Here is a 26,246-nt window from a genome sequence, read left to right as displayed (position 1 = left end):
TTTACGCAACTTTATTCCCCTTCCGGCGCTTAACCCGCTCCATCATCAATGGGGTAAGAGGAGATATCAATGCGCAAAACCCTGATCACCGGATTGGCCGTCCTGGCCGTCGCCGGCCTGTCCGCCTGCTCGGAAAAGGCCCAGGACAATCTGGAAAATGCCGGATCGGCCATCGGCAATGATGTCAGCAACGCGGTCGACAGCGCGGGCGACAAGATCGACAACGGCCTCGACCGGGCAGGCAACGCCATCGACAATGGCGCGGACAGGGTTGGCGCCGCCACCGACAATGCGGCGGCCGATGCCAAGCGGGAAGCAGGCGAGGCCAAGCGCGATGTGGGCGGTGCCCTGGAACGCGCGGGCCAAGACATGAAGAACGACTGATCGACGTCGGCTTGCTCCGGGCGCGGACCTGCTCTGCGCCCGGATCGCTTCAGGGCTGGCGCTCGGGCAAGCGCGCGTCGCCTGAATGCAGTGCCCTCCGCTCCAGGCCGCGCTTGGCCCAGGGGCCGGATGCTGCGACATGCCGGTCAGCGGAGGATGCGGACCGGCACGCCTTTCGACGCCGGCGTCTTCGACTGTTCGTCGTGCAGCCATAGCGGGATCAGCGGGTTGAGCTCGGGATAATAGCCCGCGAGGCAACCGCGCGGCAGCAGGAAGGGCGTGACGGAAAGGCCGTCGACCTGCCGATGGACGCCGTCCCCCGCATCGCTCGTCAGGCTGACGATTTGTCCGTGTTGGAGGCCCGCCGCGACCATGTCGTCCGGGTTCATCAGCACCACGTCGCGTGTGCCCTCAATCCCGCGCAACCGGTCGGAATAGCCGTAAATGGTGGTGTTGAACTGGTCGTTCGACCGCAGGGTCATCAGCCGGTAACGCCCTTCCGCTGCAGCAAAGCCCAGGGCGTTCATCCTGGTCGGGACTGTGAACTGCGCCTTGCCGCTCTTCGTCTTCCATATCCGCTCCCGCGCGCTATTGCCGCGATGGAAACCGCCTGGCGTGAATATCCGGGCATTGAAATCGTGGAACTGCTCGGGATAGGTGGCTTCGATCGCGTTGCGGATGCGGGCATAGTCGGCGGTCCAGCCATCCCAGTCCAGATTCGGATTGGGGGCAAGCGTGGCCTTCGCCATGCCCGCAACGATCGCGACTTCCGATTTCAGCTGCGCCGACGCCGGCCTGTTCTTGCCCAGCGAACCATGGATGCACGATAGCGAATCCTCCATCGTCACGGCCTGCGCGCCGCTCTCCTGCATGTCCTGCTCCGACCGGCCGAGGCAGGGGAGGAGGTAGGCGACCTTGCCGTTGACAAGATGGCTGCGATTGAGCTTCGTCGCGATCTGCACCGTCAGGTTCAGCTTGGTCCAGGCCGCCTCCATCCTCTCGCTCTCGGGAATGGCGCGCAGGAAATTGCCGCCCAGCCCGATGAAGGCGCGCACGTCACTCGACAGGATCTTTTCGCAGCCTTCGACCGTATTCAGCCCCTCCTCGCGCGGCGGCTCGAACCCATATTGCGCGGCGATCCGGTCCAGCGGCACGAGCTCCGGCTTCTCCGATATGCCGACCGTGCGCTGCCCCTGCACGTTGGAATGGCCGCGCACCGGCGATATGCCGGCCCCTTCGCGGCCCACATTGCCCCGCAGCAGCCACAGGTTGGTGAGCATCGTCAGATTGTCGAAGCCATGGACATGCTGGGTCAGCCCCATGCCCCACATGCAGATCGCCCGCTGCGCCTCGACATAGATTTGCCCCGCCGCTTCCAGATCGGCGCGGGACAGCCCGCTTTCCTCTTCTATCTCGTCCCAGCCGGTCGCGTCGACATGCGCCTTCATCGCCGCGAAACCCGCAGTGTGCTGCTCTATGAAGTCGATGTCGAGGACATGGGCATGCTCCTGTGCCCATCGCCGTTCCTCGGCCGCGAGTACATATTTGATGAGGCCGGTGATCGCCGCGATGTCGCCGCCCGTTCTGACCTGAAGATAGAGGCTGGAAATGCGCGTCGCCTTGGGCGTCAGCATCTCCACCGGGTTTTGCGGATTCTTGAATACCTCCAGCCCCTTCTCGACGATCGGGTTGAAAGTGACGATCTTGACGCCGCGCTTCACCGCTTCCTGCAATGGATGCAGCAGGCGCGGGCTGTTGGTGCCGGTATTCTGGCCGAAGAAGAAGATGGCGTCGCAATGGTCGAAGTCGGACAGGACGCATGTGCCCACCGGCGATCCGATCACCGTCTTCAGCGCCACCGACGTCGTTTCGTGACACATGTTGGAACTGTCGGGCAGGTTGTTGTGGCCATAGGCGCGGGCGAACAGCGCGTAGAGATAGCTGGTCTCCAGGCTCGCCCGGCCGGAGGCGTAGAATATCGCGGATTTGGGGTCGATCGCCTTCAATTCCTGGCCGATCGCCGCGAAGGCCTCTTCCCAGGAGCAGGGGACATAAATATCCTGCGCCGCATCGAACCGCATCGGGTGGGTCAGGCGGCCAAGCTGTTCGAGATCATGGTCCTTCCACGTCCGCAGCTCGCTCGCCTTGTGCCGGGCCAGGACTTGGGGCGTGCAGCGGCGGCTGGTCAGTTCCCACAGCGTCGCCTTCGCCCCATTCTCGCAGAATTCGGCGGCATGGGGATGTTCGGGCTTCCCCCATGCGCAGGACACGCACATGAAGCCGCCCGCCTTGTTCTGCCGGCGCAGCGTGTCCAGCACGGCCGGCGTGGGCCGTTCGCGCCAGGCGACTTCCGCTATGCCCCTCAGCGATCCCCATCCGCCTTCGGTGCCCTTGTAATGGACCGTGTCCTTCGCCTTGGCCATCCGGGCAGTCTCCTGGCTCGATCGATGGCGCATCGGACATGCGGCGCGACCGATCCTTGAATCGAGGGCGGACGCATCGGTCGTCCCGCTCGGGCGAGACAACCATTGCGCCCATTGCTGGTTGCCGGAAACGGGCAGGGGAGGCAATTTTTAATCGCGCGCGACGGGGCTGCCCATGCCCGTCCCGCGCCGTCGCGACTGGGGGCCGGGCGCTTGACGCCGCCCGGCGCCGGCCATAGGGAATCCGAACGGCTTGTTGCGGCATCGGAGACACTCGCCCGTGGAGGACATCGCTGAGCAGCGTCCACCGGGATACCGCTATTCCCGGCGCGGCACGCTGCCGCTGATCCGGCAGCTGTCCGTCATCGATGATTCCCGCAACGCTATCCTGCTCGTGCTCCAATGGGCCATCATGATCGCGGTCTGCGCGCTCGCCATCGCCATCGACAGCGTGCCGGTCTATCTGCTGGCCGGCTTCGTCATCGGTTCGCGCATTCAGGTGCTGGCGGTGATGATGCACGATGCCTGCCACGGCATGCTGTTCAGCAACCGCCGCGTCAACGATCTGGTCGGCGACCTGTTCGTGGCCTATCCGCTCGGCTTCAGCATCCACCTCTACCGCGCCAACCATCTCTATCACCACCGCTACACCAACACGCTGCGCGACCGCGACTATCGCGTGCAGCGGCGCGACCCGGACCAGCATTTTCCCAAAAGCCCCGCCGCCATGGCCTGGCTGCTGGTGCGCAGCGTGACCGGCCTCAACTTCCATCGCATGGCCCGCGACAGCCGCATTTGGGCGCCCTTCGCCAATTTCCATAATCCCGGCCGCTTCGGCTATGACTATCCGCTGGCGCTGCGCATCCGCTACGTGGTCTGGGCGGTGGCCTTCTACGGCGCGATCCTGTGCCTGCCGTGGCGCTGGCAGATATTGGGCCTGCTGCTGATCCCGCAATTCATCTGGGCCAACGTCTTCAACCGGATCAGGGCGATCGCGGAGCATAATGGCGTCGCCAACGAACGGGAATTGAACGGCACGCGCACGATCATCCCGACGCTGCTCGACCGCTTCCTCATCGCCCCCCTCAATGTCAGCTATCATCTGGAACATCATCTGTTCCCGTCGGTCCCCTGGACCAACCTGCGCCGGCTCCACCGGCATCTGATGACCGATCCCGCTTTTGTCGCGCACGCCCATATCTCGCAGGGCTATTGGGGCGTGATCCGGGAATTGATGCCGCCCGCCGCGGCGGGCGGACAGCCCGCATTGCCGACGCCGAAGGTCGACAGCTGACGCCACATACGGGTTGCGGCCAGCGTCGTCGTGGACGATAGTCTCGGGCAGCAACCCCCGCCACGGAGACGCAAGCTGACCAGCCCGCACCCACCCTCGGTCCGTCGTTGCTTCCGTCCCATGGCGCGCCCCTGATGGAAAGCATCGGCCGCGACCTTAACGAGATGCAGCGGGTGCCGCTCGCGCCCAACCATGTCCAGGCGTTGCGCGCGGCGGGCGCGCCCGCCCGTTACCCGGCGGGCTGGACGATCGTCCAGCCGGGCGACCCCGTGGATCGGTTCGTCTATGTCGACGATGGCGAGATCGAGGTGGTCGATGCCTATACCGGCGGGCGCTACGGTTCCTCGACGCTTGGCCCCACGCAGTTCATGGCGGAAATCTCCTTCCTGAGCGGCGGCGTGTGGACCATGCCCATGCGCGCCGTTCGCGATACCCAGGTGACGGAGGTGCCGCGCGACGCCATGCTGCGGCTGATGGCGGAAATGCCGGAAATGTCCGACATCATCATCACCGTCCTGTCCGCCCGGCGGCGGCGGCAGCTGGACAATCGCGACGGCGCGCTCGTCCTCATTGGGGAGGAGGAGAGCCGCGACATCCGCTGCATCGCCGAATTCGCCAGCCGCAATCGCCTGCCCTTTGCCTCCCACCCCATCGGCAGCGCGGAAGCGGATCGCATCGCCGCCAGTTGCGCCATCCCTTCAGACAGACCGGCCGTGATATTCGGGCGCGACCGGGTGATCGACGATCCCACGCCGCACAAGGTGGCGGAATTGCTGGGCCTCAACCGCGACGTGCGCGAATGCGAGGCGTTCGATGTGCTCATCGTCGGCGGCGGCCCCGCCGGCGTGGCGGCGGGCGTCTATGCCGGCGCGGAAGGACTGAAGGCGCTGGTCGTGGAGGATATCGCCATCGGCGGTCAGGCCGGCACGTCCAGCCGGATCGAAAATTATATGGGCTTTCCCACCGGCATATCGGGCGCGGACCTGGTCTGGCGGGGCGAAGTGCAGGCGATGAAATTCGGCACCCGCTTCGTGATGCCGCGCCGGGTCGACCAGCTCCACCGGCTGGACGACGGCCAGTTCTGCGCGACTTTCGACAATGGGCATCAGGTGCGGGCAGGGGCCGTCATCGTCGCGACCGGGGTGCAATATCGCCGCCTTCCCATCGCGCGCTTTGCCGAATTTGAAGGCGCGGGCATCTATTATGCCGCGACCGACCATGAAGCACGCTATTGCCAGGGTGCGGAGGCCATCGTGATCGGCGGCGGCAATAGCGCGGGGCAGGCGGCCATGTATCTCAGCCGCACCGCCGCCCATGTGCGGCTGCTGGTCCGGGGTCACACCCTCGCTACGTCCATGTCCCATTATCTCTCCAGCCGGCTGGAGGCTGATCCTGCCATCAGCATCGAATATGGCGCGCAGGTCGTGGCGCTGCACGGATCGGGGACGCTGGACGCCGTGACGATCCGGCGGGAAGGCATGGCGGAGGAAGAGACCGTGCCGACCTGCGTCATGTTCGTCATGGTGGGCGCGGCGCCCAATACGGACTGGCTGACGGGGCTGGTCGCGCTGGACGACAAGGGATTCGTGATCACGGGCGATCCGGTCGAGGGCGGATCGCCCTACGCCACATCCTGTCCCGGCATCTTTGCGGTAGGGGATGTCCGCGCGGGATCGGTGAAGCGCGTCGCATCCTCGGTGGGCGAAGGATCGGTGGTCATCTCCCGGGTCTGGGATTATCTGAACGGCTAGGGCCGATGTCTGGCGCGCGCCTGTTCACGGGACGCTCGTCCCTGCGGCCTGTTGCATGATCCACTCGCAAAAGCACCGCATCGCCTCATTCTCCGGCCGCGACATCAGGCGGGTCAGCCAATAGCTGCCCGCGTCTATCATGATGGGAAAGGGCTGGATCAATTGTTCCGCCGCCAGTTCCCGCAGGAACATCGCCGGCGGCCCGAGGGCGACCCCAAATCCTGCTGTCGCTGCGGAGATCATCAGGGCGGAACTGTCGAACATCGGGCCGCGCTGCAGCGGGCCGGCCACGGCCGCCGCCTTGAACCAGAGCGCCCACTCGTCGGGACGATAGGACCGCAGCAGCCGCTCCTGGACAAGATCGGCGGGCGAAACCAGCCGGGCGGCGACGGCCGGGGCGCAGAGCGGCGTCAGCGGCGCGTCCATGATCGGGTCGGCATGGGTGCCATGCCATGCGCCGTCGCCGAACCGGATCGCAAAATCCAGCCCTTCGCCCGCCAGGTCGACGCGGTTGTTGTTGGTGGAAATCCGCAGGTCGATCGTCGGATGCGCGCGCGCGAACGCGTCGAGCCGCGGCAATAGCCAGCCGGTCGCGAATGTCCCGACCACCCCGATCTTGACCACTTCGCGAAAGCGTCCCCCGCTATATTGGTCCAGCGTCGCGCCCATGCGGTCGAACGCATCGGCCAGGACCGGGACCAGCGCATGCCCCTCGTCCGTCAACGCCAGTCCGCGCGGCAGGCGATGAAACAGGCGCGCGCCGATCCGGCGTTCAAGCTGCGCCACATGATGGCTCACCGCGCCCTGGCTGACGCACAGTTCGATCGCGGCCCGCGTGAAGTTCAGGTGTCGCGCCGCCGCCTCGAAGGCGCGCAGGGCGTTGAGGGGGAGTTGGGCGCGATCCATGATGTGTCATCAAATAATCTCATGGCTTTGTCGAGGAATGATGCTTTGTGCGGCCCTCGCGGGATCGGCATCTCCGTGGCGAAGGGAGAAAGAAATGTCTTCATTGTTGCGCTTCGCAGTGGCGGTTGCCGTGTTGAACCCTGGCGCCGCGGTTATGCCGGCGGGAGTAGCGGGGGCTCTTCCTTCGGCGGCCGTCGACGGCGCCGCTTCGGCCGACGATCCGCTGACCCGGCCGATGGCCGTCGACAGGGCGGCGGAATGGCTCGCTCCCTTGCCGCCGCAGCGGGTCTTCGGTCGCACCTATCTGGTGGGTTTCGGTGGATTGAGCGTGGCGCTGATCGATACGGGCGCTGGTCTGGTGCTGATCGACGCCGCATTGCCGCAGGCGGCTCCCGCCATCCTGGCCAATGTTCGCAAACTTGGCTTCGACCCCAAAGACATCAAATTTATTCTGAGCACGGAACCGCATTACGACCATTCGGGGGGCATTGCCGCTCTGGTGCGCGCGACCGGCGCTGTCGTGGTGGCGAGCGTGCAGGGGGCGGAGGGGCTGCGCGGCGGTCGCCATGCGGCGGATGACCCGCAACATGGCTATGGCGGCACCTGGCCCGCTGTGGCGCAGGTGCGAACGGTCCGGGACGGCGATCGGGTGACGCTGGGCCGTACGTCGATCACGGCGCACGCTACGCCCGGTCACACGATGGGCAGCATGAGTTGGAGCTGGAACGCATGCGAGGGCCGGAGCTGCCGGCAAATCGTCTTCGCTTCCAGCCTCAATCCGGTGTCCGCGCCGGGATATCGCTTCACTGACCCGTCCAGCGCGCCCCTTCGGAAGGGGTTCGCGGCCAGCTACCGGCGCATGGAGGCGCTGCGCTGCGACATTTTGATAGCCGCGCATCCCGACAACGCCGGGGCCGGCCGCTATGCCAGCGCGCCGGGATCCTGCCACCGCTATGTCGAACGGGCCCGGCGTCTGCTGCACGACCGTTTGGCTGCCGAGCGGAAGCGCCCGTAAATCTGTTCGGCGCAAGGGGGGAGGCGCGCACGGTGTTCCATCCGTGCACCCTCTGGCCATGCCGGTCTGCCTTCCGGCCTAAGACGCGTCGCGAGCGCGTCGGAAGCGCGTCGGGGACGCGTCGGCGGCGCTTCGGGGACGCTTTGCGGCCGTTTTTGGCGGATTTCCGGGGCCAGACGGTATGAACTTCGCAGTGCGGGCGAAAATCCGCCCCAGCGCCGCTTGTCTGCCCCCAAGCAAATCCTTCGCTTGGCGCGGGGCGGCCTCCTGCCTATCTCTGCCCCCTATCGAATCGCTATCTAAGTGAAAGCCTGACATGAGCGCCACCCATTCCACCCGCATGCTGATCCTGGGTTCCGGTCCCGCGGGCCTGTCCGCCGCCATCTACGGCGCGCGCGCCGGTCTCGCGCCGATCGTGGTGCAGGGGATGCAGCCGGGCGGCCAGCTCACCATCACCACCGATGTCGAAAATTATCCCGGCTTCCGCGATGTCATCCAGGGCCCTTGGCTCATGGAGCAGATGCAGGCACAGGCCGAACATGTCGGCGCGCAGATGATGTACGACCAGATCGTCGACGTGGACCTGTCCGAACGGCCCTTCCGCCTGCGCGGCGACAGCGGCACGCTTTATGTCGCCGACACGCTCGTCATCTGCACGGGCGCGCAGGCGAAATGGCTGGGCGTGGAGGGCGAGGAGCATCTTCAGGGGAAGGGCGTTTCCGCCTGCGCCACCTGCGATGGCTTCTTCTATCGCGGCAAGAAGGTCGTGGTGATCGGCGGCGGCAACACCGCGGTCGAGGAAGCGCTCTATCTCACCAACCACAGCCATGACGTGACGCTGATCCACCGCCGCGATTCGCTGCGCGCGGAAAAAATCCTGCAACAGCGTCTCCATGCCCATCCGAACATCAAGGTGCTGTGGAACAAGGCGGTTGAACGCTTTGTCGGCGGCGGCGCGCCGGAAGGGCTGGTCGGCGTCGACCTGGTCGATACGGTGACGGGCGAGAAGAGCCATGTTCCCACAGATGGCGGCTTCGTCGCCATCGGCCATCATCCCGCGACCGAACTGTTCGCCGACAAGCTGCCGCTCGACGAAGGCTATATCGTGGTGGAAAAGGGCACGACCCACACCGCCATTCCCGGTGTCTTCGCGGCGGGCGACGTTACCGACAAAATCTATCGCCAGGCCGTGACGGCGGCAGGCATGGGCTGCATGGCCGCGCTCGACGTTGAACGCTTCCTGCAGGAACAGGATTTCGAGGAACTGGTGGAGGCGTAAGCCTTCGCCAGGCGGGCGGAAGGTCAGCCGGCCTTTGCGCCAACTTTGGTGGTCGTGAAGGCCAGCAGCGATCCGAATGTCTCGAACGTGTCGCCGTCAATATCCTCATCCTCGATGAGGATGCCGAACCGGTCCTCCATCTCGGTCAGCAACCCGGCGACGGCCATGGAATCCAGTTCGGGCAGCGCGCCGAACAGGGCTGTCCCGGCATCGAAGCCGTCAACGCGCTCCTGCGTCAGACCAAGCACGTCGCGCAGCAGCGTGCGAAGCTGGGTTTCTACATCGGCTATCCGGTCGACCGGCTGGGATTGATGGGCTTGCATGGTGCGCGCTACGTAATGGCTCCCGGCTTAGCCGACAAGCGCGGAAATCGCGGTCCGCGCCGCCGGTAGCCAGGCCGAAACGAAGCGCGGGTTGAAGGCGTCGATGCGGTGGAGCGGGATGCGCACATCCATCCAGTCGGTCTTGTAGGCATTGTCGCCGGTGCCGTAATCGATCGTATCGACCCGATCGACGTCGATCGCATGGGCGAACATGGCGTGGCTCAGCAGCGTGCCCGGCGAACGTGCGTCGAGCGCGCGATCATGGTTCAGCTTGTGGATCAACGCCGCGCCACCCTCCACCGTCCATAGTTGCGCCGCTACCGGGCGGCCGTCCTGCCGCGCGAAGCCCAGCCGCAGCCGTCCTGCCACGCCCTCCCGCTCCGCGATCTCGCGCAGCAGCGCCAGCCCGCCCGTCGGCTCCGCCTCCTTCCAGCTGCGCTCATGGACCGCGACATAATCGGCCCACAGCGCGTCGGTGAGGGCGTCATGGATCGACAGCGCGAAAGGACTTCCCCGGCCCTTGCGCCGAACCAGCGCGCGCAATCGGCCGGGCCTTGCCGTCCAGTAATCGGAAAAGCTGCGTCCGTTGACCTGCAACAGGTGCCGTCCGCCCATCGGCCTTGCCACCGCGAACCAACCACTGCGGCGCAGCGCGGCGAGCAGAACGTCGGTCGCTTCCAGCGGATAAAGGTCCACATGCGCGCATCTGCACAGCATCTGCCGCATCGCCGCCTCCAGCAACCGCAACCGTGTTTCTTCATCCGGCTCGCCCAGGAACAGCGGCGCCCAGCGGAAACTGTACCAGTTGGCCAGCGCGGTCGCCTGACGCGGTTCTGGCGACACCAGCATCAGCCAGACTTCCGCGCTCCCTTCCACCGCCTGCACGATGCGAAGCGATGTTCCGGCGAGGCAGTGGCGGTGCAGCGCCTCATGCCACTCGATCCGGTCGAACAGGGAAGGGGGCGGCGCATGGGTCAGCCGGGGCGCAAGCATGCGCCGCACTTCCTCCATGCTGTGATATTCCCTTGACGCCAGCAACCGACTATCTCCACCGCACGCTCGCGCCACCTTTAGGACCAAAAGATCGCCATGGAGTTAAGCGCCCGTGACTGAAGCCCATCCGTTAATCGACGGGATAGAGGTGCGTCCGATCGACCATCTGTTGCTGCGCGGCGAACCCGCCCGTCCGGCGCTGGACGGCCGTTCGGGCAGCTATGACTATGCGGAGTTGGAGCGGGCTCTGGGTCGCCTCGCCGCCTGGCTTGCCGGGTTCGGCTTGGCACCGGGCGATCGGGTAGCGAGCTGGATCGCCAAGGGGCCGGTGGCTGCGCTGCTGCCGCTCGCCGCGCCGCGCGCCGGACTTGTCCATGTACCCATAAACCCATTGCTCAAACATGCGCAGGTATCGCACATCCTGTCCGATTGCGACGCGCGCCTGCTGATCGGCACCGCCGCCCGGCTCGATACGCTGGGGCAAGGGGATGTGCCCGCCCATTGCCATCTTCATCGGGAGGATGACGCAGCCTGTGCGATGAGTGGGGGCGATCCGCTTCGCCCTTCCTCCGTCGCGCCGGACGCCATCGCCGCCATCCTCTATACCAGCGGATCGACCGGACGACCCAAGGGCGTGGTCCTCACCCACGCCAATCTCTGGCTCGGCGCGGTCGCCGTCGCCGGCTATCTGAAGCTGACGCCGGAGGATCGCACCGCCTGCGTCCTGCCTTTCAGCTTCGACTATGGCCAGAACCAGCTGCTTTCCACCTGGTATGCGGGCGGTTGCGTCTATCCGCTCGACTATCTGACGCCTCGCGACGTCATGAAGCTGGTGGACCGGCGCGATATCACGACGCTGGCCGGCGTCCCGCCGCTGTGGGTCCAGCTTGCCGAACTGGACTGGCCGGCGGAGGTCGCCGCGAAGCTCCAGCGGCTGACGAACAGCGGTGGGGCGCTGACCCGGCCACTCGTGGCCAAGTTGCGCGCGCTGTTCCCGAACGCAGACCTTTATCCCATGTATGGCCTGACCGAAGCCTTCCGCTCCACCTATCTTTCGCCAGCCTTGGTGGACGCCCACCCCGATTCCATGGGCCGCGCCATCCCTTTTGCGGAGATACTGGTGGTCCGCCCCGATGGCAGTGTCACTGACGATGACGAACCGGGCGAACTGGTTCATTGCGGCCCGCTGGTCGCTCAGGGCTATTGGCATGATCCCGCTCGCACCGCCGAACGATTCAGGCCCGCGCCGCCCGCATCGCGCTATGGCGGCATGGCGGTCTGGTCGGGCGACACAGTGCGGCGGAATGCGGAAGGACTGCTTTATTTCGTCGGCCGGGACGACGCGATGATCAAGTCCGCCGGCAACCGCATCAGCCCGACCGAGATAGAGGAAGCCGCCGTTGCCGTGCCCGGCGTCGCAGAGGCGGTCGCGCTCGGCGTGAAGGACGACCGGCTCGGCCAGGCCGTGCGCCTGCTGCTTCGGGCGAGCGATCCTGCGACGGTCGAAGCCGTGGCCGTGCATGTCAAACAGGAACTGCCCAATTTCATGCAGCCCAAGGATATTCTCCTCCTTTCCGAATTTCCCCGCAATCCCAATGGCAAGATCGACCGGGTCGCGTTGGCGAAGGACTATGGCGCATGAAACCGACTGGACCGATCCCATCCTGGTTCGCTGCGGAGGAAGGGATGCTGCTGATCGCCGGCTGCGGCGCGGCGGCGCTTGTCGATGAGGCAGGCGACACGCCGCTCTTCGCCTATGACATGAACATAGTGGAAGCGCAGGTCCGGCGCTTTCGCCAAGCCATGCCGGACGGACTCCACCTCCATTATGCGATCAAGGCCAATCCCTTTGCGCCTCTGCTCGCTCGCATGGTGGGGCAGGTCGATGGCTTCGACATCGCGTCGGGCGGCGAACTCGAGATGGCGCTGGCCGCTGGCATGGCTCCTGATCGGATCAGTTTTGCAGGACCGGGCAAGCGGGACGACGAACTGGAAGCCGCCATCTTCGCGGGTGCCACGATCAACCTGGAATCCGAAGGGGAAGGGCGGCGCGCGCTGGCGGTCGCCGATCGGCTGGGCAAGACGCCGCGTCTCGCAGTGCGCGTAAACCCTGATTTCGACCTCAAAGGATCCGGCATGCGGATGGGAGGCGGGGCCAAGCCCTTTGGCGTGGACGCGGACCGCGCCGCCGAACTGGCACGGTCGATGATCGACGCGGGGGCGGAGTGGCGCGGCTGGCATATCTTCGCTGGCAGCCAGAACCTCGATCCCCTCGCCATCATCGAAACACAGTCGGCGACGATCGCGCTCGCCGCGCGCCTTTCGGACGGGGTCGGCGCTGCCCCGCCGCTCGTCAATCTGGGCGGGGGGTTCGGCCTTGCCTATTTCCCCGGCGACACGCCGCTCGATATCCGCCCCATCGGCGTGGCGCTGAACAGCGAAATGGACAGGCTGCCGGACATATTGGGCGACAGCCGCATGGCGCTGGAACTGGGCCGATGGCTCGTGGGGGAATCGGGCGTCTATCTGACTCGCGTCATCGATGTGAAGGTCAGTCAGGGCGAGACATTCGTGGTGGTCGACGGCGGGCTGCATCACCAGCTCGCCGCCAGCGGCAATTTCGGCACCGTCGTACGCCGCAACTATCCGATCGCGGTGGCCAACCGGTTTGGCATGTCGCCTGCCGCCAATCCTGTGACGGTCGTCGGCTGCCTCTGCACGCCGCTCGACCGGCTTGGCGACAAGGTCGCCCTGCCTCCCGTGCAGGAAGGGGACTTCATCGCCATCTTCCTGGCCGGGGCCTATGGCGCGTCGGCCAGCCCGGCGGCATTTCTTGGTCATCCAAGTCCTCGCGAACTTTTACTTGGCTGATTTCGCGCGCACTTAACTCCTAACGCTATTTTTACCCTTTACCGGCAAGAAGATGCCCAAAGCCATGTGCCGCCAAGTCGCCGAACCGGAGTCGGCGGCGGTTCGCGCACGGCCCGATGAAGGGGTTTGTCTATGCGTTTCCTGACGGTTTCCCGACTTCTGATCGGCGCGTCATTGCCGGCCGTCGCGCTTTCGGGCTGCGCCTCCGGCGGATCGGGACCGCAACTGCCGCCTGCATCCTTCGTCTCTACGCAGGAAGGACCGGGCGAGGAATATGTGATCGGCCCGCTCGACGATCTCACCATCTTCGTGTGGCGCAATCCGGAACTGGGTGCGAAGGTCCAGGTGCGCCCGGACGGCCGCATCACCACGCCGCTCATCACCGACATGCCGGCCGTGGGCAAGACGCCCAAGATGCTGGCGGAAGACATCAAGCTTGCGCTATCGCAATATATCGAAAATCCGCTTGTGTCGGTCATCGTCAACAATTTCAGCGGCACCTTCAGCCAACAGGTGCGGATCGTGGGCGCGACTGAAAAGCCGGCATCCATCCCCTATCGCGCCAACATGACGCTGCTCGACGCGATGATCGCGGTCGGCGGCCTGTCCGAATATGCGGCCGGCAACCGGGCTCGCCTCGTCCGCTTCGACAAGGAAAGCGGGAAGCAGAAGGAATTTCAGGTGCGCCTGGGCGACCTTCTGAAGAAGGGCGACACGCGCGCCAACGTCATGCTCGCGCCGGGCGACGTCATCATCATCCCGGAAAGCATGTTCTGATGGCCGGTTTGTACGACGAATTGCGCGTCCTGCTCCATGGCTTGTGGAGCCGCCGCTGGATCGCGCTGGCGGTGGCCTGGGGCGTATGCATGCTCGGCTGGCTGGGCGTCGCGTTCATCCCCAACAGCTACCAGTCCAAAGCGCGGGTCTATGTGAACACCCAGTCCCTGCTGGAAGACAAGGTCGGCATTACCCAGGTCCAGTCGCAGCAGGATCTCGACCGGCTGCGCCAGACGCTGACGAGTGCCGACAATCTGGAAAAGGTGGTCCGTTCGACTGACCTGTCGCAATCCGTGTCCGGTCCGGCCGATGTCGCGGCAAAGATCACGAAGTTGCGCGAGAATATCACGGTGATGGCGCAGGCCGATCCCAGCATGATCGACATCAGCGCCGTATCGGCGGATTCAACCCTGTCGGACGGCGCGAACGCCCGCATCGCGCAGCAGGTCGTGCAAAAGCTGATCGACATCTTCCAGGAGGAAAATCTCTCCGGCGACCGTCGGGAGACGAAGCAGAGCCTGGCCTTCCTCGATCAGCAGATCGCCGTGCGCGGCAAGCAACTGGCGGCGGCTGACCAGCGTCGCGCCGAATTCGCGCAGCGCTATATGGGCCTTCTGCCCGGCGCAGGATCGATCAGCCAGCGGATGGATGCCGCTCGCATGGAGATCAACCAGATCGACTCGCAACTCGTGCAGGCGCAAAGCGCCCTGTCGGCCATGAACGGGCAGCTGGCCGGGACGCCGCAAAGCTTGCCTGGCGTGTCCGCGTCGGGCGGTGCGTCGCCGCTGGCACAGGCGCAGGCGAACCTTGCATCAATGCGCGCGCGTGGCTGGACCGCCAACCATCCGGACGTCGTCGCCGCCCAGCGGGAGGTCGATGCCCTGCGCCGCACGGGTGGGGGCGGTTCCGCGGGCGGCGGCACGCCCAATCCGGCCTATCTGTCGATCAAGTCGATGCAGGCCGAACGTGCCGCGACCGTGCAGGCGCTGGGCGCACGCAAGGCGCAGCTTCAGGCCGATCTCAACGCGATGATGAGCCGTCAGGCCGACGAACCCGGCGTTGCCTCCGAACAGGAAAAGCTCGATAGCGATTACGCTGCGCTCAAGGCTCAATATGACAAGCTGACCGCCGATCGCGAGGATCTGCGCCTGCGTGGAGAGGTAAAGACCGAAACCGGCGCCGTCCAGTTCCGTGTCATCACCCCGCCCGACACGCCCTCCGCCCCGTCCGCGCCAAACCGGCCGCTGCTACTGCTTGGCGTGCTGGTGCTGGGCATCGCGGCGGGCGTTGGCGTTGCCTTCGCCATGAGCCAGCTCAAGGGCACATTCCCGACGGCCGCACGGCTGGAAAGGACATTGGGCCTGCCGGTGGCCGGGTCGATCAGCGAAACGCTCACCAGTGCGCAGGTCGCGCTGGAGCGGCAGCGGCTCAAATGGTTTGCAGGCGCCAGCGGTGGGCTGGCCGCAGCCTGCCTGCTGCTGATCGCGGTCGAATTCGTCCAGCGTGGCATGGCCTGAGATGGGCAGGGAAGCAGACAATATGAACCAGCATAGCGCGATGAAGGGCCGTGGATCGCTGATCGAGAGGGCCACGGAAATCTATGATTTCCAGGCCGCGCTGCGTGGTCGAGCCGCACCCGCGGTCGATGCGCCGCCCATGGTCGATCCCATGCCGGCTGCCCCGTCGGAGGAACCGTCCGCCGTCGCGGCGCCGTATCGCGCGCCGGCCTGGACCGGGCCCGTCCAGCCGATCGATCGCATCGCCCTGGGTGAAGCCGGTTTCCTGCGTCCCGATGGCCCGGTCACGGCGATGAGCGAGGAATTCCGGCTGCTGAAGCGCGATCTTCTGCCCCAGCTTCAAGGTCATCCGCGCGGCAATCGCATCCTTGTCTGCTCCGCCAACAGCGGCGAGGGCAAGAGTTTCTGTGCGATCAACCTTGCGCTCAGTCTGGCGGCGGAGAAGGACCGGGAAATCCTGCTGGTCGACGCCGATTTCGGCAAGCGCGGCATTCCCGAAGCGCTCGGCTTGCAGGCTGGTCCCGGTCTCATGGACGCGCTTGTCGATCCGATGATCGCGATCGAGGATTGCGTGATCCGCACGGACATCGCTTCGCTCGCCGTGCTGCCGGCCGGTGCGCCCAGCAACAATGACACCGAATATCTCGCGTCCGCGCGCACGGAACAGCTGCTCAACCGCCTTACCGAAGGCCGTCCCGACCGCATCCTGATCTTCGATTCGCCGCCGCTGCTGGCGGCGTCGGCCGCCGCCGTGCTGGCCAGCCATGCGGCGGTCGCGCTGATGGTCGTGCGCGCCGACCGGACATCCGAAGGTGCTCTGCGCGACGCCATCGGCATGGTGAAGGGCGGGGCGCAGATCCGTCTGCTGCTCAATGCCGTGCGCTTCAACAGCGGCCGCCGCCGGTTCGGCGGCTATTATTCCGAAGGGGAAACCCAGTGAACATCGCCCGGTTCTTCCTGGCGGGCGCGTCGCTCGCCGCGATGGCGGCGACGCCGGCAATGGCCCAGTCGGTCAGTCAAAAGCGCGTCAACGTCACGCCCTATCTTGGGGTCGATCAGGTCGTCATTGCCCCCATCAAGGGTGAAGGCGACGTGCTCACCTACACCAATGTCACAGCCGGGGTCGCGGCGGACGTCCGCACCCGCCGGGTCGAGGCGGCGATCGACGTCCAGTATAACCACAGTTTCGGCTGGGGGCGGCAGGCGACCGATCAGGACACGATCAGCGGCATAGCCACCGCCAACATCATGGTGACGCGCGGCCTGTCGCTGCAGGCGGGCGGGCTTGCGACCCGCGCTCGCACGGACGGCTATAGCGGCGCCTTCGCGCAACGCGGCAGCCTCTCGACGCAGGTCTATGCCGGCTATGTCGGTCCATCCTATACGACCAGGATCGGCGATTTCGACATCAATGCCGCTTACCGCCTTGGCTATGCACGGATCGACGACAGCACCAACCGCGATTTTCCAGGCGCGCAGCTCAGCGACGCCTTCGCCGACAGCTGGACACACAGCCTGCTCGGGTCGGTCGGTTTCGCACCCGATACGGTGATTCCGGGCGTCGGCCTGGTCGCGAGCGCCGGCTATGACCGGGAAGACGCCAGCCAGCTCGACCAGCGGTTCGAGGATGCGTGGGGCCGGGTGGACGCGACGGTGCCTTTGTCGCCCACGCTCGCGGCAGTGGGCGGCATCGGTTATGAGGATATCGAGATCAGCCAGCGCTCGCCGCTGCTGGACGCGAACGGCCTGCCGGTCATCCGTGGTGGCCGCTATGTGACGGACGAAAGTTCGCCGCGCGCGCTGATCTATGATTTCGACGACATCATATGGGATGTGGGCGTCCTGTGGCGGCCCAGCCGCCGCACCAGCCTGGAAGCGCGGGTGGGCGAACGCTATGGCGGCATGACCTATCAGGGCAGCTTCAACTGGCAGGGTCGCGATAGCAGCTTCGCGCTGGTTCTGTTCGACGGGATCGACAGTTTCGGCCGCATCGTCACGGGCAACGTGGCCGCACTCTCCGGCAGCCAGTTCAACGTTGCGCGCAACCCGTTCACCGGCGACATCACCGGCTGTGCCTTCTCCGCGACGGGGGGTGGCCAGTGCTTCAACGACGCGCTTGCGGGCATCACCGGCGCCAACTTCCGCTATCGCGGCGTGGCGGCGCAATATGCGTTGCAACACGGCCAGTGGGGTTATGGCCTTGGCTTTGGCTATTCGCAGCGCAAGTTCATCACGCCGAACGGCCAGACCGTCCTCATCCGCGGTTCGCGCGATGAGAACTGGTATGGTATCGGCACGATGAGCTATGCGCCTAGCAGCCGCGACAGCATCGATGTCGTCACCTATCTCAATTATTTTGACGCCAGCGGCAATCGGCCAGACGTGCTGAACTACGGCACGTTCGGCAGCTATAATCGCAATATCGGACGCAACCTGTCTGCGTCGGCCTCGCTGGGGATCGACGGGGTAAAGGCGGACGATCTGGAAACGCTCATCAATTTGATGGGGCAGGTCGGCCTGCGCTACAGCTTCTAAGGGCCGCCGGGGAGAAGACGAGATGTACGACCAATTCTACGGACTGCGGGGCCGCCCTTTCCAGCTGACGCCCGACCCGCATTATTATTTCGAGAGCGCGACGCACCGCAAGGCGCTGTCCTATCTTGGCTATGGCCTTGCGCAGGGTGAAGGCTTCATCGTCATCACCGGCGACATTGGCGCAGGCAAGACGACGCTGGTCGGTCACCTGATGCAGACGATCGACCCCGCCCGGCTGACGGCGGTCAAGATCGTGTCGACCCAGGTCGAGGGCGACGACATGCTGCGCCTTGCGGCGCAGAGCTTCGGCCTTGCGACGGACGGCCAGAACAAGGCGGCGACGCTGCGGCAGATCGAATCGTTCCTCTATGCGCAGGCGCGCGCCGGGCGGCGCACCCTGCTGATCGTGGACGAAGCGCAGAACCTTCCCGTCTCTGCCATCGAAGAGTTACGGATGCTCTCCAACTTCCAGTTGGGCGGGCAGTCGCTGCTTCAGATTTTCCTGCTCGGACAGCCCGAGTTTCGCGACCTCATCAAGTCGCCGGAGCTGGAACAGCTGCGCCAGCGCGTCATCGCGACCCATCATCTGGAACCCATGATGGAGCGGGAAATCGAACCCTATATCCTGCATCGGCTGACCGTTGCGGGGTGGACCGGCACGCCAACCTTCACGCCGGGCGCCTTTGCTGCGCTCTACGCGGCCACCGCTGGCGTACCGCGCCGCCTCAATGCGCTGACCAGCCGCGTCCTGCTGCTGGGTGCGATCGAACAGATTGCCGTGCTGGACGAGGATGTCGTGGCGGCGGTGGTGGCCGATATGGGGCTGGACATCGACCTGACGCCCGCGCCGACGGCCGCTTCGGCGCTGGACGCAGTGGAGGATGCGGACGCCTTCCCAGTGCAGGAAGCCGGCGCCATGGAAGAATCGACCGATCACGCGGACGTTTCCGTCCAGGATCATGCAGACCCGGCGGACATCGCACAGGATATCGCTGAGGATAAAGAGGGTGGACAGCCTGACCATCCCGTCGCCTCCAATGTGGTGACGCCGCTATTCCAGCGTCCCGCTTTCGCTGCGCCCGAGGCCGTTTGGGAGCCGGCCTTGAAAGACGAGCAAGAGGCCGAAGACGCGGAATCGCATGAGCATGAAGCTGTCCACGTCGCTGTCTCGGAAGAGGATGACGAAGCAATCGAAGCTGTCCACGTCGCTGTCTCAGAACAGGATGACGCGTCAGCCGCAGAAACTGTCCACATCGTTGTCGCGGAAGAGGCCGAAACCTTGCGATCGGACATGCTGGCGGAGATAGAGGGGCTGCGGGCGGAAATCGCCTCCCTCCGCGCCATGCAGTCGCATGCGCCTTTCGCGCAGCCCGTCGAGTCTCAGATCGATCCTGAAGCGCTCAAGGGCTGCTTCACGCTGATCGAGGAACGGCTCGCCGCCCTGGAATTCCGCGCCGAGGAACAGGACAGTGCTTTGCGGCGGGTGCTGACGCTGCTGGTCGACTGGGTCGAGCAGGAAGGTCCGCACGCCGACGCGCAGGCCATTGCCTGAAAGGACGGACAGTCCGATGCTCAACGCGCTTTCCGTCGATGTCGAGGACTGGTTTCAGGTCGGCGCGTTCGAGCGCACGATCGACCGTAGCGATTGGGACGGGCTCGCTCACAGGGTTGAGGCGAACACTGACGCGGTGCTTCAACTGTTCGACGATGCGGGGGTCAAGGCGACCTTCTTCACGCTGGGCTGGGTGGCGGAACGCTATCCTGCGCTCATGCGCCGCATCGCCGAGGCTGGTCATGAAGTGGCGAGCCACGGCTATGATCATGCGCGCGTCTTCACCTTCACGCCGGACCAGTTCCGCGCCGACCTGCGCAAGTCCCGCGCTATGCTGGAGGAGGCGAGCGGACAGCAAGTGACGGGCTACCGCGCGCCCAGCTTCTCCATCGACGCGCGCACGCCCTGGGCCCATGCGATCCTGGCGGAGGAAGGCTATCGCTATTCCTCCAGCGTGGCGCCCGTCCGGCACGATCATTATGGCTGGCCCGACTCGCCACGGTTCGCCTGGAAGCCGGTGAAGGATGCTCTCCTGGTCGAACTGCCTGTCACGACCGCGAAGCTTGGCGGCCGTACGCTGGCGGCTGGCGGAGGCGGCTTCTTCCGCCTGCTGCCCTATGGTTTTTCCCGCTGGGCCATCCGCCAGGTGAATGAGGAGGAGGCGCGTCCTGCCATCATCTATTTCCATCCGTGGGAAATCGATCCGGATCAGCCGCGCGTCGAAGGCGCGCCGCTACGGTCGCGGCTACGCCATTACAGCAACCTGTCCGTCATGGCGGCCAAGCTGCGGCGGCTGACGCGCGACTTTGCCTGGACACGCGTCGATGCGCTGGCGGACGCGGAAGCGGCGCGCGCGTCATGATCGTCGGAACCGGCGCCGACATGGCGATCACCACGCTGGATCTTGCAAATCCGGAACAGGCATCGGCGGCGGACGCGTTCGTGCGCGCGCACCCGGACGGAACGCCTTTTCATCTGACTGCCTGGCTCCGCGCGATTCATCGCGCGACCGGGCACAAGCCGTTGTTGCTGGCGGCCGTCGCGCCATCGGGCAGGATCAGCGGTCTCCTGCCGCTCCATCACCTGCAGAGCCGTCTTTTCGGCAGCGCCATGATATCGACGGCCTTTGCGGTCGATGGCGGCATTCTGGTCGATGATCCGCGTGCGGCCGCAGCCTTGGCGACTGCCGCCCAGCAGGTGGCGCGTGAGCGTGGCGGTGTGCCAGTGGAATTGCGCGGGGGCGCGGCCCCAGGGGAGGGATGGGAAAGGCGCGATGGCGAGCATCTGGGCTTCGTCCGACCGATCGCCCCCGATGACGACGCCGAACTGCTCGCCATTCCGCGCAAGCACCGCGCCGAATTGCGCAAGGCGCTCTCCAATCCTGCTCTTGCGGTGAAGGTCGGCCGCGATGCCGACTTCCAGGGCGCCCACTACCGCATCTACGCCGAAAGCGTCCGTAATCTCGGGACGCCGGTATTCCCCCGCGCCCTGTTCCGTTCGGTGCTCGATGCGTTCGGGAACGACGCCGACATCCTGTTGGTGTTGGACGGCGACCGGCCCGTTTCGGCGGTTCTCAACCTCTATCATGCTGGTCGCGTCATGCCCTATTGGGGCGGTGGGCTGGCCGTCGCCCGGCAGCTTCGGTCCAATGAACTTATGTATTATCGTCTGATGGCCCATGGCCGGACGCGCGGCATGAGCCATTTCGATTTTGGCCGGTCCAAGGTCGGCAGCGGTCAGGCCGCGTGGAAAAAGAGCTTCGGTTTCGAGCCGCGTGCGCTTGGCTATTATCGCTGGTCTCCTGATGGCGCGGTGCGGGAAATCAGCCCCAACAATCCCAAATATCAGCGACGGATCGACCTCTGGAAGAAGCTGCCTCTACCCATCGCCAACCTGATCGGCCCCCCGATCGCGCGGGGCCTGGGATGACCGGCGACATCCTCTTCCTCTGCCACCGCATCCCTTATCCGCCCGATCGCGGCGACAAGATCCGCTCCTACCACCTGCTGAAGCGCTTGACGGAACTGGCTCCCGTCCATGTCGGCTGCTTTGCCGATGACGCGAGGGATATGGGATTCGCAGCGGACATGGCCGCCGATACCGCGAGTCAGTGCGTGTTGATGCGCAACCGATCGAAGCTGGCGGCCGGGATAGCGGGCCTTGTCCGCCGCCAGCCCATGCTCGTGTCGCTGTTCGACGATCGGCAACTGCATCGCTGGGTCGCCAATACGCTTGCCCGTCATCCCGTTCGCGCGGTGGTCGCCTATTCGGCGCAGATGGCGCATTTCGTCCCGCATCTTCCTTCCCATGTCCGTTTCCTGATGGATTTCGTCGATTTCGACTCGGCAAAATATGCGGCCTATGGTGAAAGCGGCAGCGGCCCCATGGCGTGGGTCAATCGCCGCGAGGGCCGCGCCCTTTTTGACTTCGAGCGGCTCACGGCCGCCCGCGCCGATGTCAGCGCTTTTGTCAGCGAAGCCGAAGCCGCCCTGTTCCGCAAGGCGAGCGGATTCGGCCCGGACCGGATCGTGGCCATCGAAAACGGCGTGGCGCTCGATTATTTCGACCCCGCGGCTCCTTTCGACAGGGTCGACAAAGGGGATGGGCCTCTGCTCGTCTTCACGGGACAGATGGACTATCGGCCCAATATCGAGGCGGTCGAGAGCTTTGCGCGCGATACGTTGCCGATCGTGCGGGAAGCCTATCCCGATGCGCGCTTCGCCATTGTCGGCCGCAATCCTTCCCCAGCGGTGCAGGCATTGGCGACGCTGCCGGGCGTGATCGTCACTGGTAGCGTGCCGGACGTGCGTGGCTGGCTGGCCGCGGCCGATGTCGTTGTGGCGCCGCTCCGCATCGCGCGGGGCATCCAGAACAAGGTGCTGGAAGCGATGGCGATGGCGCGGCCGGTAGTGGCCTCGCCGCAAGCGGCCGAAGGCATCGATGCGCAGAATGGCGCGCACCTGCTCGTTGCTGCCGACGCGCCGAACGAAGCAGCCGCCATCGTCGCTCTGCTCGCCGACCGGACCTACGCCGCAAAACTGGGCGCCGCTGGCCGCAACCGCATGGAGCAGCGCTACCGCTGGTCCGCCACGCTCGCTGGCTTACCCGCGCTATTGTGTCCGGATGCCGGCGATGCCGGTTCTCGCGCGGCATGACCGGAGGGGCATTGCCTCTGGCCGGCGCGGCCCGCAGCATTGACGCGTGGCGCCGGCAATTGGCGGCACTGGTCGTCGTCGCGACAGGCATAATCCTGCTGTTCTTCCGCGATGTCACCGGCATGGTGTCCATCTGGTGGAACGCGTCGACGTTCGGCCATTGCCTCTTCATCCCCCTGCTGATCGCTTGGTTGGTCCAGCAGAGATGGTCTGCTCTTCGCCGGTTGCAGCCGATCGCCTGGTCGCCCGGCCTCGCCTGGCTCGGCCTTGGCGCGCTGGCCTGGCTGGTGGGGTCGGCCGCCGGCGTAGCGATGATCCGCCACGGCGCCCTGGTGATGATGCTGCAAGGCGCGGTGCTCGCTCTGCTCGGCCCCGTTATCGCGCGCGCGCTTTTGTTCCCGCTCTTCTACGCTTTCTTCATGGTCCCATTCGGTGAGGAGATCGTTCCGCCGCTGCAGTTGCTGACGGCGCGGATCGCCATGTTCCTGCTCGATCTCGCCGGCGTCCCCGCGCACATGGAAGGCATCTTCATCACCACCCCGACCGGCTATTTCGAGGTGGCCGAAGCCTGTTCCGGGGCAAAGTTCCTGATCGCGATGGCCGCCTATGGCGTGTTGGTCTGCAATGTCTGCTTCAGAAGCTGGTGGCGGCGGGCGATCTTTCTGTGCGGCGCGCTGCTGCTGTCGGTCGCCGCCAACGGGGTGCGCGCATTCGCGACCATCTGGGTCGCGCATTTGACCACCGTGGATGCCGCCATAGGCTTCGATCATGTCGTCTATGGCTGGGTTTTCTTCGCGATCGTTATGGCGATGGTCATGGCGGTCGCATGGCCGTTCTTTGACCGTAAGCCCGGCGATTCGTGGTTCGATGCGGAATCGCTTGGCTCCATAAAGGCGAAAGCGTCGGACAGCCTGACCGTCGCAGCGCTTGCCGTCGCGATCATCGCTGCCGCGCCGGCCTGGCTCACGGCAACGGCCGCCACCGCCGATCCGTTGCCGCCATCACCAGCCTTGCCCGCCGTTCGCGGCTGGTCGCGCACTGAAGCCCCTCAGGCTTACCCATGGAAGCCTCGCTTCGACGGTGCCGACATCCTGATGCACGGTCGCTACCGTGATGGGCAGGGGCATGTGGCCGATCTCGCCATCGCTGCCTTCGATCGGCAGGACGAAGGGCGCGAACTGGTCGGCTTTGGACAGGGTGCGGCCGATCCCGACAGTCAATGGGTATGGTCCTCGCCGGCCCGTTCGCCTGCTCAAGGACGCGGCGAACAGATCACCGCGCCAGGTCCGGTCGTCCGCCACGTCGTCAGCTTCTATGTGGTGGGCCGCAACCCACCCAGCGGCAACCCGGCGCAGGTCAAGCTTGCAACACTCAAGTCCCGCTTGCTGGGCCAGGATCAACGGGCCGTCGCCATCCTTGTCTCGGCGGAGGAGGCGGAGGGTCGTCCCGCTGACGCCGCCATCCATGCCTTTCTGAAAGACTTGGGCGACGTTCAGCTTTTGGCTGACCGCGTCGCCGGCATCCGCTAGGGGTTGTGCCATGTGCGGCATAGCGGGCATCTTTCATCTCGAAACGGCGAAACCTGTCGATCAGGCGCGGGTGCGCGCGATGCTGGACGTCATGCCACATCGCGGACCAGACGGCAGCGGCATATGGACCGCGCCGGGCGTAGGCCTGGGCCACCTGCGCCTCTCGATCATCGATCTTGGCGGCGGCGCGCAGCCGATGCTGACGGAAGATCAGAGCCTCGCCGTTGTCTTCAACGGAGAAATCTACAATTTCGCGGAGGTGCGCGCCGAACTGGAGGCCAAGGGCCACGTATTCCGCACCCACAGCGATACCGAGGTCATCCTCCACGGCTATCGCCAGTGGGGGGAGGAGTGCGTTCATCGCTTCAACGGCATGTTCGCCTTCGCCCTGTTCGACGCGCGCGCACAGGCGCTTTGGCTGGTGCGCGACCGGCTCGGCGTGAAGCCGCTCCATTATGCCCTGCTGTCGGACGGTAGCCTGATCTTCGGATCGGAGTTGAAGAGTCTGCTTGCTCATCCGTTGCTCCGCCGCGCGCCGGACCTGTCCGCCGTCGAGGACTATATGGCCTATGGCTACATCCCCGACGACGCCTGCTTGGTGGCGGGTGTGCGCAAGCTGCCTGCTGGCGAGACGCTGCGACTGGTGCGCGGGCGCCCGCTTCCCCAGCCGCAACGCTACTGGGACGTCAGCTTTGCCGACCGGTCGAAGGCGAGCCCGCAGGCGCTGGAGGAGGAACTGGTCGCTTTGATGCGGCAAGCGGTGCGGTCCCGAATGGTCGCTGATGTGCCGCTGGGCGCCTTCCTGTCCGGCGGCGTCGATAGCAGCAGTGTCGTCGCGTTGATGGCGGAAGCGTCCTCGCGCGCGGTCAAGACCTGCACCATCGGCTTCGATGTCGCCAGCCTGGACGAGACCGCCTATGCCGACCGGGTCGCGCGCCGTTTCGCCACCGATCACCGCACCCGCATCGTGTCGCCGGACGATTTCGGCCTGATCGACACGCTGGCGGCGCATTTCGACGAACCCTTTGCCGACGCGTCGGCGCTGCCCACCTATCGGGTCTGCGAGTTGGCGCGCGAGCAAGTGACGGTCGCGCTGTCGGGCGACGGCGCGGATGAGGCCTTCGCCGGCTATCGCCGCCACCGTTTCCAGATGCAGGGCGAAAAGCTTCGTGCCCTGATCCCCAGATCCGTGCGCCAGCCGCTGTTCGGGACGCTGGGCCGATGGTATCCCAAGGCCGATTGGGCACCGCGTCCGCTGCGCGCGAAATCGACCTTCCTCGAATTCGCCGGGGAAGGAGGGGAGGCCTATGCCGCGTCGGTAGGCATCACGCCTCATGCCCTGCGCCATCGCCTTTACGGCCAGGACATGAAAAGCCGCCTTGGCGCGTATCGGGCCGAGGACCGCTATATAAAGGCGATGGCTGATGCGCCCGCATGCGATCCGCTCGACAGGGCGCAATATGCGGACCTTCGCATCTGGCTGCCCGGCGACATCCTGACAAAGACCGATCGGATGAGCATGGCCGTCAGCCTGGAAGCGCGCGAGCCGCTGCTCGATCACCGACTGGTGGAATTCGCGGCCCGTCTGCCTGTCCAGCAACGCATCCGCGGCAACAGCGGCAAATATCTGATGAAGAAGGCGATGGAGCCCTTCCTGCCGCAGGACATATTGTACCGCCAGAAAATGGGCTTCGTCACGCCGATCAGCGCGTGGTTCCGCGGCGCGCTGGCAGGCGAGGCTACGGCTATCGCGGGCGGATCGGCGCTCGCCCGCACCGGCTGGTTCGACGCGGCACGTCTCGCCAAGGTTGCGGCCGATCATCGCGCCGGCGTCGCCGATCATGGCCGACTACTTTGGCAGCTGCTGATGCTGGACAAGGCGCTGGGGCGCATATTCGGGCTGTGAAGGGATGTGCCGCCGCGATGGGTGAGGGCATCCGGC

21 protein-coding genes are annotated in these 26,246 nt (G+C 65.5%); 17 read left to right on the top strand and 4 right to left on the bottom strand.

What is annotated here, in order from left to right:
- Positions 1 to 69: 69 nt before the first annotated feature.
- Entirely contained in the window at positions 70 to 384 is a 315-nt protein-coding gene (locus AX724_RS14240) for a hypothetical protein (protein ID WP_066767577.1), read from the top strand.
- Between the two features lie 146 nt (positions 385 to 530).
- Here AX724_RS14240 and AX724_RS14235 read toward each other — a convergent pair whose 3' ends face one another.
- The gene (locus tag AX724_RS14235; protein ID WP_082733540.1) at positions 531 to 2,807 is read right to left on the bottom strand and encodes an FdhF/YdeP family oxidoreductase; all 2,277 of its coding nucleotides are present in this window, start codon (positions 2,805 to 2,807) and stop codon (positions 531 to 533) included.
- A 280-nt stretch (positions 2,808 to 3,087) separates the two neighbouring features.
- Here AX724_RS14235 and AX724_RS14230 point away from each other — a divergent pair, with 280 nt between their 5' ends.
- Both AX724_RS14230 and AX724_RS14225 read left to right on the top strand, forming a co-directional pair.
- A complete protein-coding gene (locus tag AX724_RS14230; RefSeq protein WP_066767572.1) occupies positions 3,088 to 4,101 on the top strand; it encodes a fatty acid desaturase family protein in 1,014 nt (337 codons plus the stop codon).
- A gap of 134 nt (positions 4,102 to 4,235) precedes the next feature.
- Positions 4,236 to 5,852: an FAD-dependent oxidoreductase gene (locus AX724_RS14225; protein WP_066767570.1), complete on the top strand. Its 1,617-nt coding sequence runs from the start codon at positions 4,236 to 4,238 to the stop codon at positions 5,850 to 5,852.
- Positions 5,853 to 5,876: 24 nt separating this feature from the next.
- On the opposite strand, the gene AX724_RS14220 is transcribed toward AX724_RS14225, so the two are convergent.
- Positions 5,877 to 6,758 (bottom strand): LysR family transcriptional regulator, encoded by an 882-nt coding sequence (locus tag AX724_RS14220; RefSeq protein WP_066767568.1) that lies wholly within the window; start codon positions 6,756 to 6,758, stop codon positions 5,877 to 5,879.
- 154 nt (positions 6,759 to 6,912) lie between these two features.
- Here AX724_RS14220 and bla point away from each other — a divergent pair, with 154 nt between their 5' ends.
- A complete protein-coding gene (bla, locus tag AX724_RS14215; protein ID WP_156448087.1) occupies positions 6,913 to 7,773 on the top strand; it encodes a subclass B3 metallo-beta-lactamase in 861 nt (286 codons plus the stop codon).
- A 316-nt stretch (positions 7,774 to 8,089) separates the two neighbouring features.
- Positions 8,090 to 9,052, top strand: a complete 963-nt coding sequence (gene trxB, locus AX724_RS14210; RefSeq protein ID WP_066767564.1) for a thioredoxin-disulfide reductase — start codon at positions 8,090 to 8,092, stop codon at positions 9,050 to 9,052.
- A gap of 23 nt (positions 9,053 to 9,075) precedes the next feature.
- On the opposite strand, the gene AX724_RS14205 is transcribed toward trxB, so the two are convergent.
- Complete coding sequence (locus tag AX724_RS14205) at positions 9,076 to 9,375, bottom strand: acyl carrier protein (RefSeq protein WP_066767563.1); 300 nt, start codon at positions 9,373 to 9,375, stop codon at positions 9,076 to 9,078.
- A 27-nt stretch (positions 9,376 to 9,402) separates the two neighbouring features.
- A complete protein-coding gene (locus tag AX724_RS14200) occupies positions 9,403 to 10,413 on the bottom strand; it encodes a GNAT family N-acetyltransferase (protein WP_066767562.1) in 1,011 nt (336 codons plus the stop codon).
- 67 nt (positions 10,414 to 10,480) lie between these two features.
- Between AX724_RS14200 and AX724_RS14195 the strand changes: the two genes are divergently transcribed.
- The 12 genes from AX724_RS14195 to AX724_RS14140 all read left to right on the top strand — a co-directional run bounded on the left by AX724_RS14195 (position 10,481) and on the right by AX724_RS14140 (position 26,210).
- Entirely contained in the window at positions 10,481 to 12,010 is a 1,530-nt protein-coding gene (locus tag AX724_RS14195; protein ID WP_231736692.1) for an acyl-CoA ligase (AMP-forming), exosortase A system-associated, read from the top strand.
- Entirely contained in the window at positions 12,007 to 13,239 is a 1,233-nt protein-coding gene (locus AX724_RS14190; RefSeq protein ID WP_066767561.1) for a pyridoxal-dependent decarboxylase, exosortase A system-associated, read from the top strand. Before AX724_RS14195 ends, AX724_RS14190 begins: the two co-directional genes overlap by 4 nt.
- A 132-nt stretch (positions 13,240 to 13,371) precedes the next feature.
- Positions 13,372 to 14,016: an XrtA/PEP-CTERM system exopolysaccharide export protein gene (locus AX724_RS14185; RefSeq protein WP_066767559.1), complete on the top strand. Its 645-nt coding sequence runs from the start codon at positions 13,372 to 13,374 to the stop codon at positions 14,014 to 14,016.
- Positions 14,016 to 15,533 (top strand): XrtA system polysaccharide chain length determinant, encoded by a 1,518-nt coding sequence (locus AX724_RS14180; protein ID WP_066767558.1) that lies wholly within the window; start codon positions 14,016 to 14,018, stop codon positions 15,531 to 15,533. The genes AX724_RS14185 and AX724_RS14180 overlap by 1 nt, the downstream gene beginning before the upstream one ends.
- 22 nt (positions 15,534 to 15,555) lie before the next feature.
- Positions 15,556 to 16,473: an AAA family ATPase gene (locus AX724_RS14175; protein ID WP_066767754.1), complete on the top strand. Its 918-nt coding sequence runs from the start codon at positions 15,556 to 15,558 to the stop codon at positions 16,471 to 16,473.
- 41 nt (positions 16,474 to 16,514) lie between these two features.
- Positions 16,515 to 18,068 carry a hypothetical protein gene (locus AX724_RS14170; protein ID WP_066767752.1) on the top strand — a complete coding sequence of 518 codons (1,554 nt, stop codon included), beginning with the start codon at positions 16,515 to 16,517 and terminating at the stop codon, positions 18,066 to 18,068.
- Between the two features lie 22 nt (positions 18,069 to 18,090).
- Positions 18,091 to 19,620, top strand: a complete 1,530-nt coding sequence (locus AX724_RS14165) for an XrtA/PEP-CTERM system-associated ATPase (protein WP_066767556.1) — start codon at positions 18,091 to 18,093, stop codon at positions 19,618 to 19,620.
- Between the two features lie 16 nt (positions 19,621 to 19,636).
- Entirely contained in the window at positions 19,637 to 20,482 is an 846-nt protein-coding gene (locus AX724_RS14160) for an XrtA system polysaccharide deacetylase (protein WP_066767555.1), read from the top strand.
- Complete coding sequence (locus AX724_RS14155; protein WP_066767548.1) at positions 20,479 to 21,549, top strand: FemAB family XrtA/PEP-CTERM system-associated protein; 1,071 nt, start codon at positions 20,479 to 20,481, stop codon at positions 21,547 to 21,549. The genes AX724_RS14160 and AX724_RS14155 overlap by 4 nt, the downstream gene beginning before the upstream one ends.
- Positions 21,546 to 22,775, top strand: coding sequence for a TIGR03087 family PEP-CTERM/XrtA system glycosyltransferase (locus AX724_RS14150; RefSeq protein ID WP_066767546.1), 1,230 nt, complete (start codon positions 21,546 to 21,548; stop codon positions 22,773 to 22,775). Before AX724_RS14155 ends, AX724_RS14150 begins: the two co-directional genes overlap by 4 nt.
- Positions 22,772 to 24,304 (top strand): exosortase A, encoded by a 1,533-nt coding sequence (gene xrtA / locus AX724_RS14145; protein ID WP_066767544.1) that lies wholly within the window; start codon positions 22,772 to 22,774, stop codon positions 24,302 to 24,304. Before AX724_RS14150 ends, xrtA begins: the two co-directional genes overlap by 4 nt.
- A 10-nt stretch (positions 24,305 to 24,314) precedes the next feature.
- Entirely contained in the window at positions 24,315 to 26,210 is a 1,896-nt protein-coding gene (locus AX724_RS14140) for an XrtA/PEP-CTERM system amidotransferase (protein WP_066767541.1), read from the top strand.
- Positions 26,211 to 26,246 lie beyond the last annotated feature (36 nt).

The organism is Sphingobium sp. CCH11-B1, from assembly GCF_001556865.1.
Taxonomy (GTDB): domain Bacteria; phylum Pseudomonadota; class Alphaproteobacteria; order Sphingomonadales; family Sphingomonadaceae; genus Sphingobium.
This window is presented reverse-complemented; position numbering and strand designations above follow the sequence as displayed.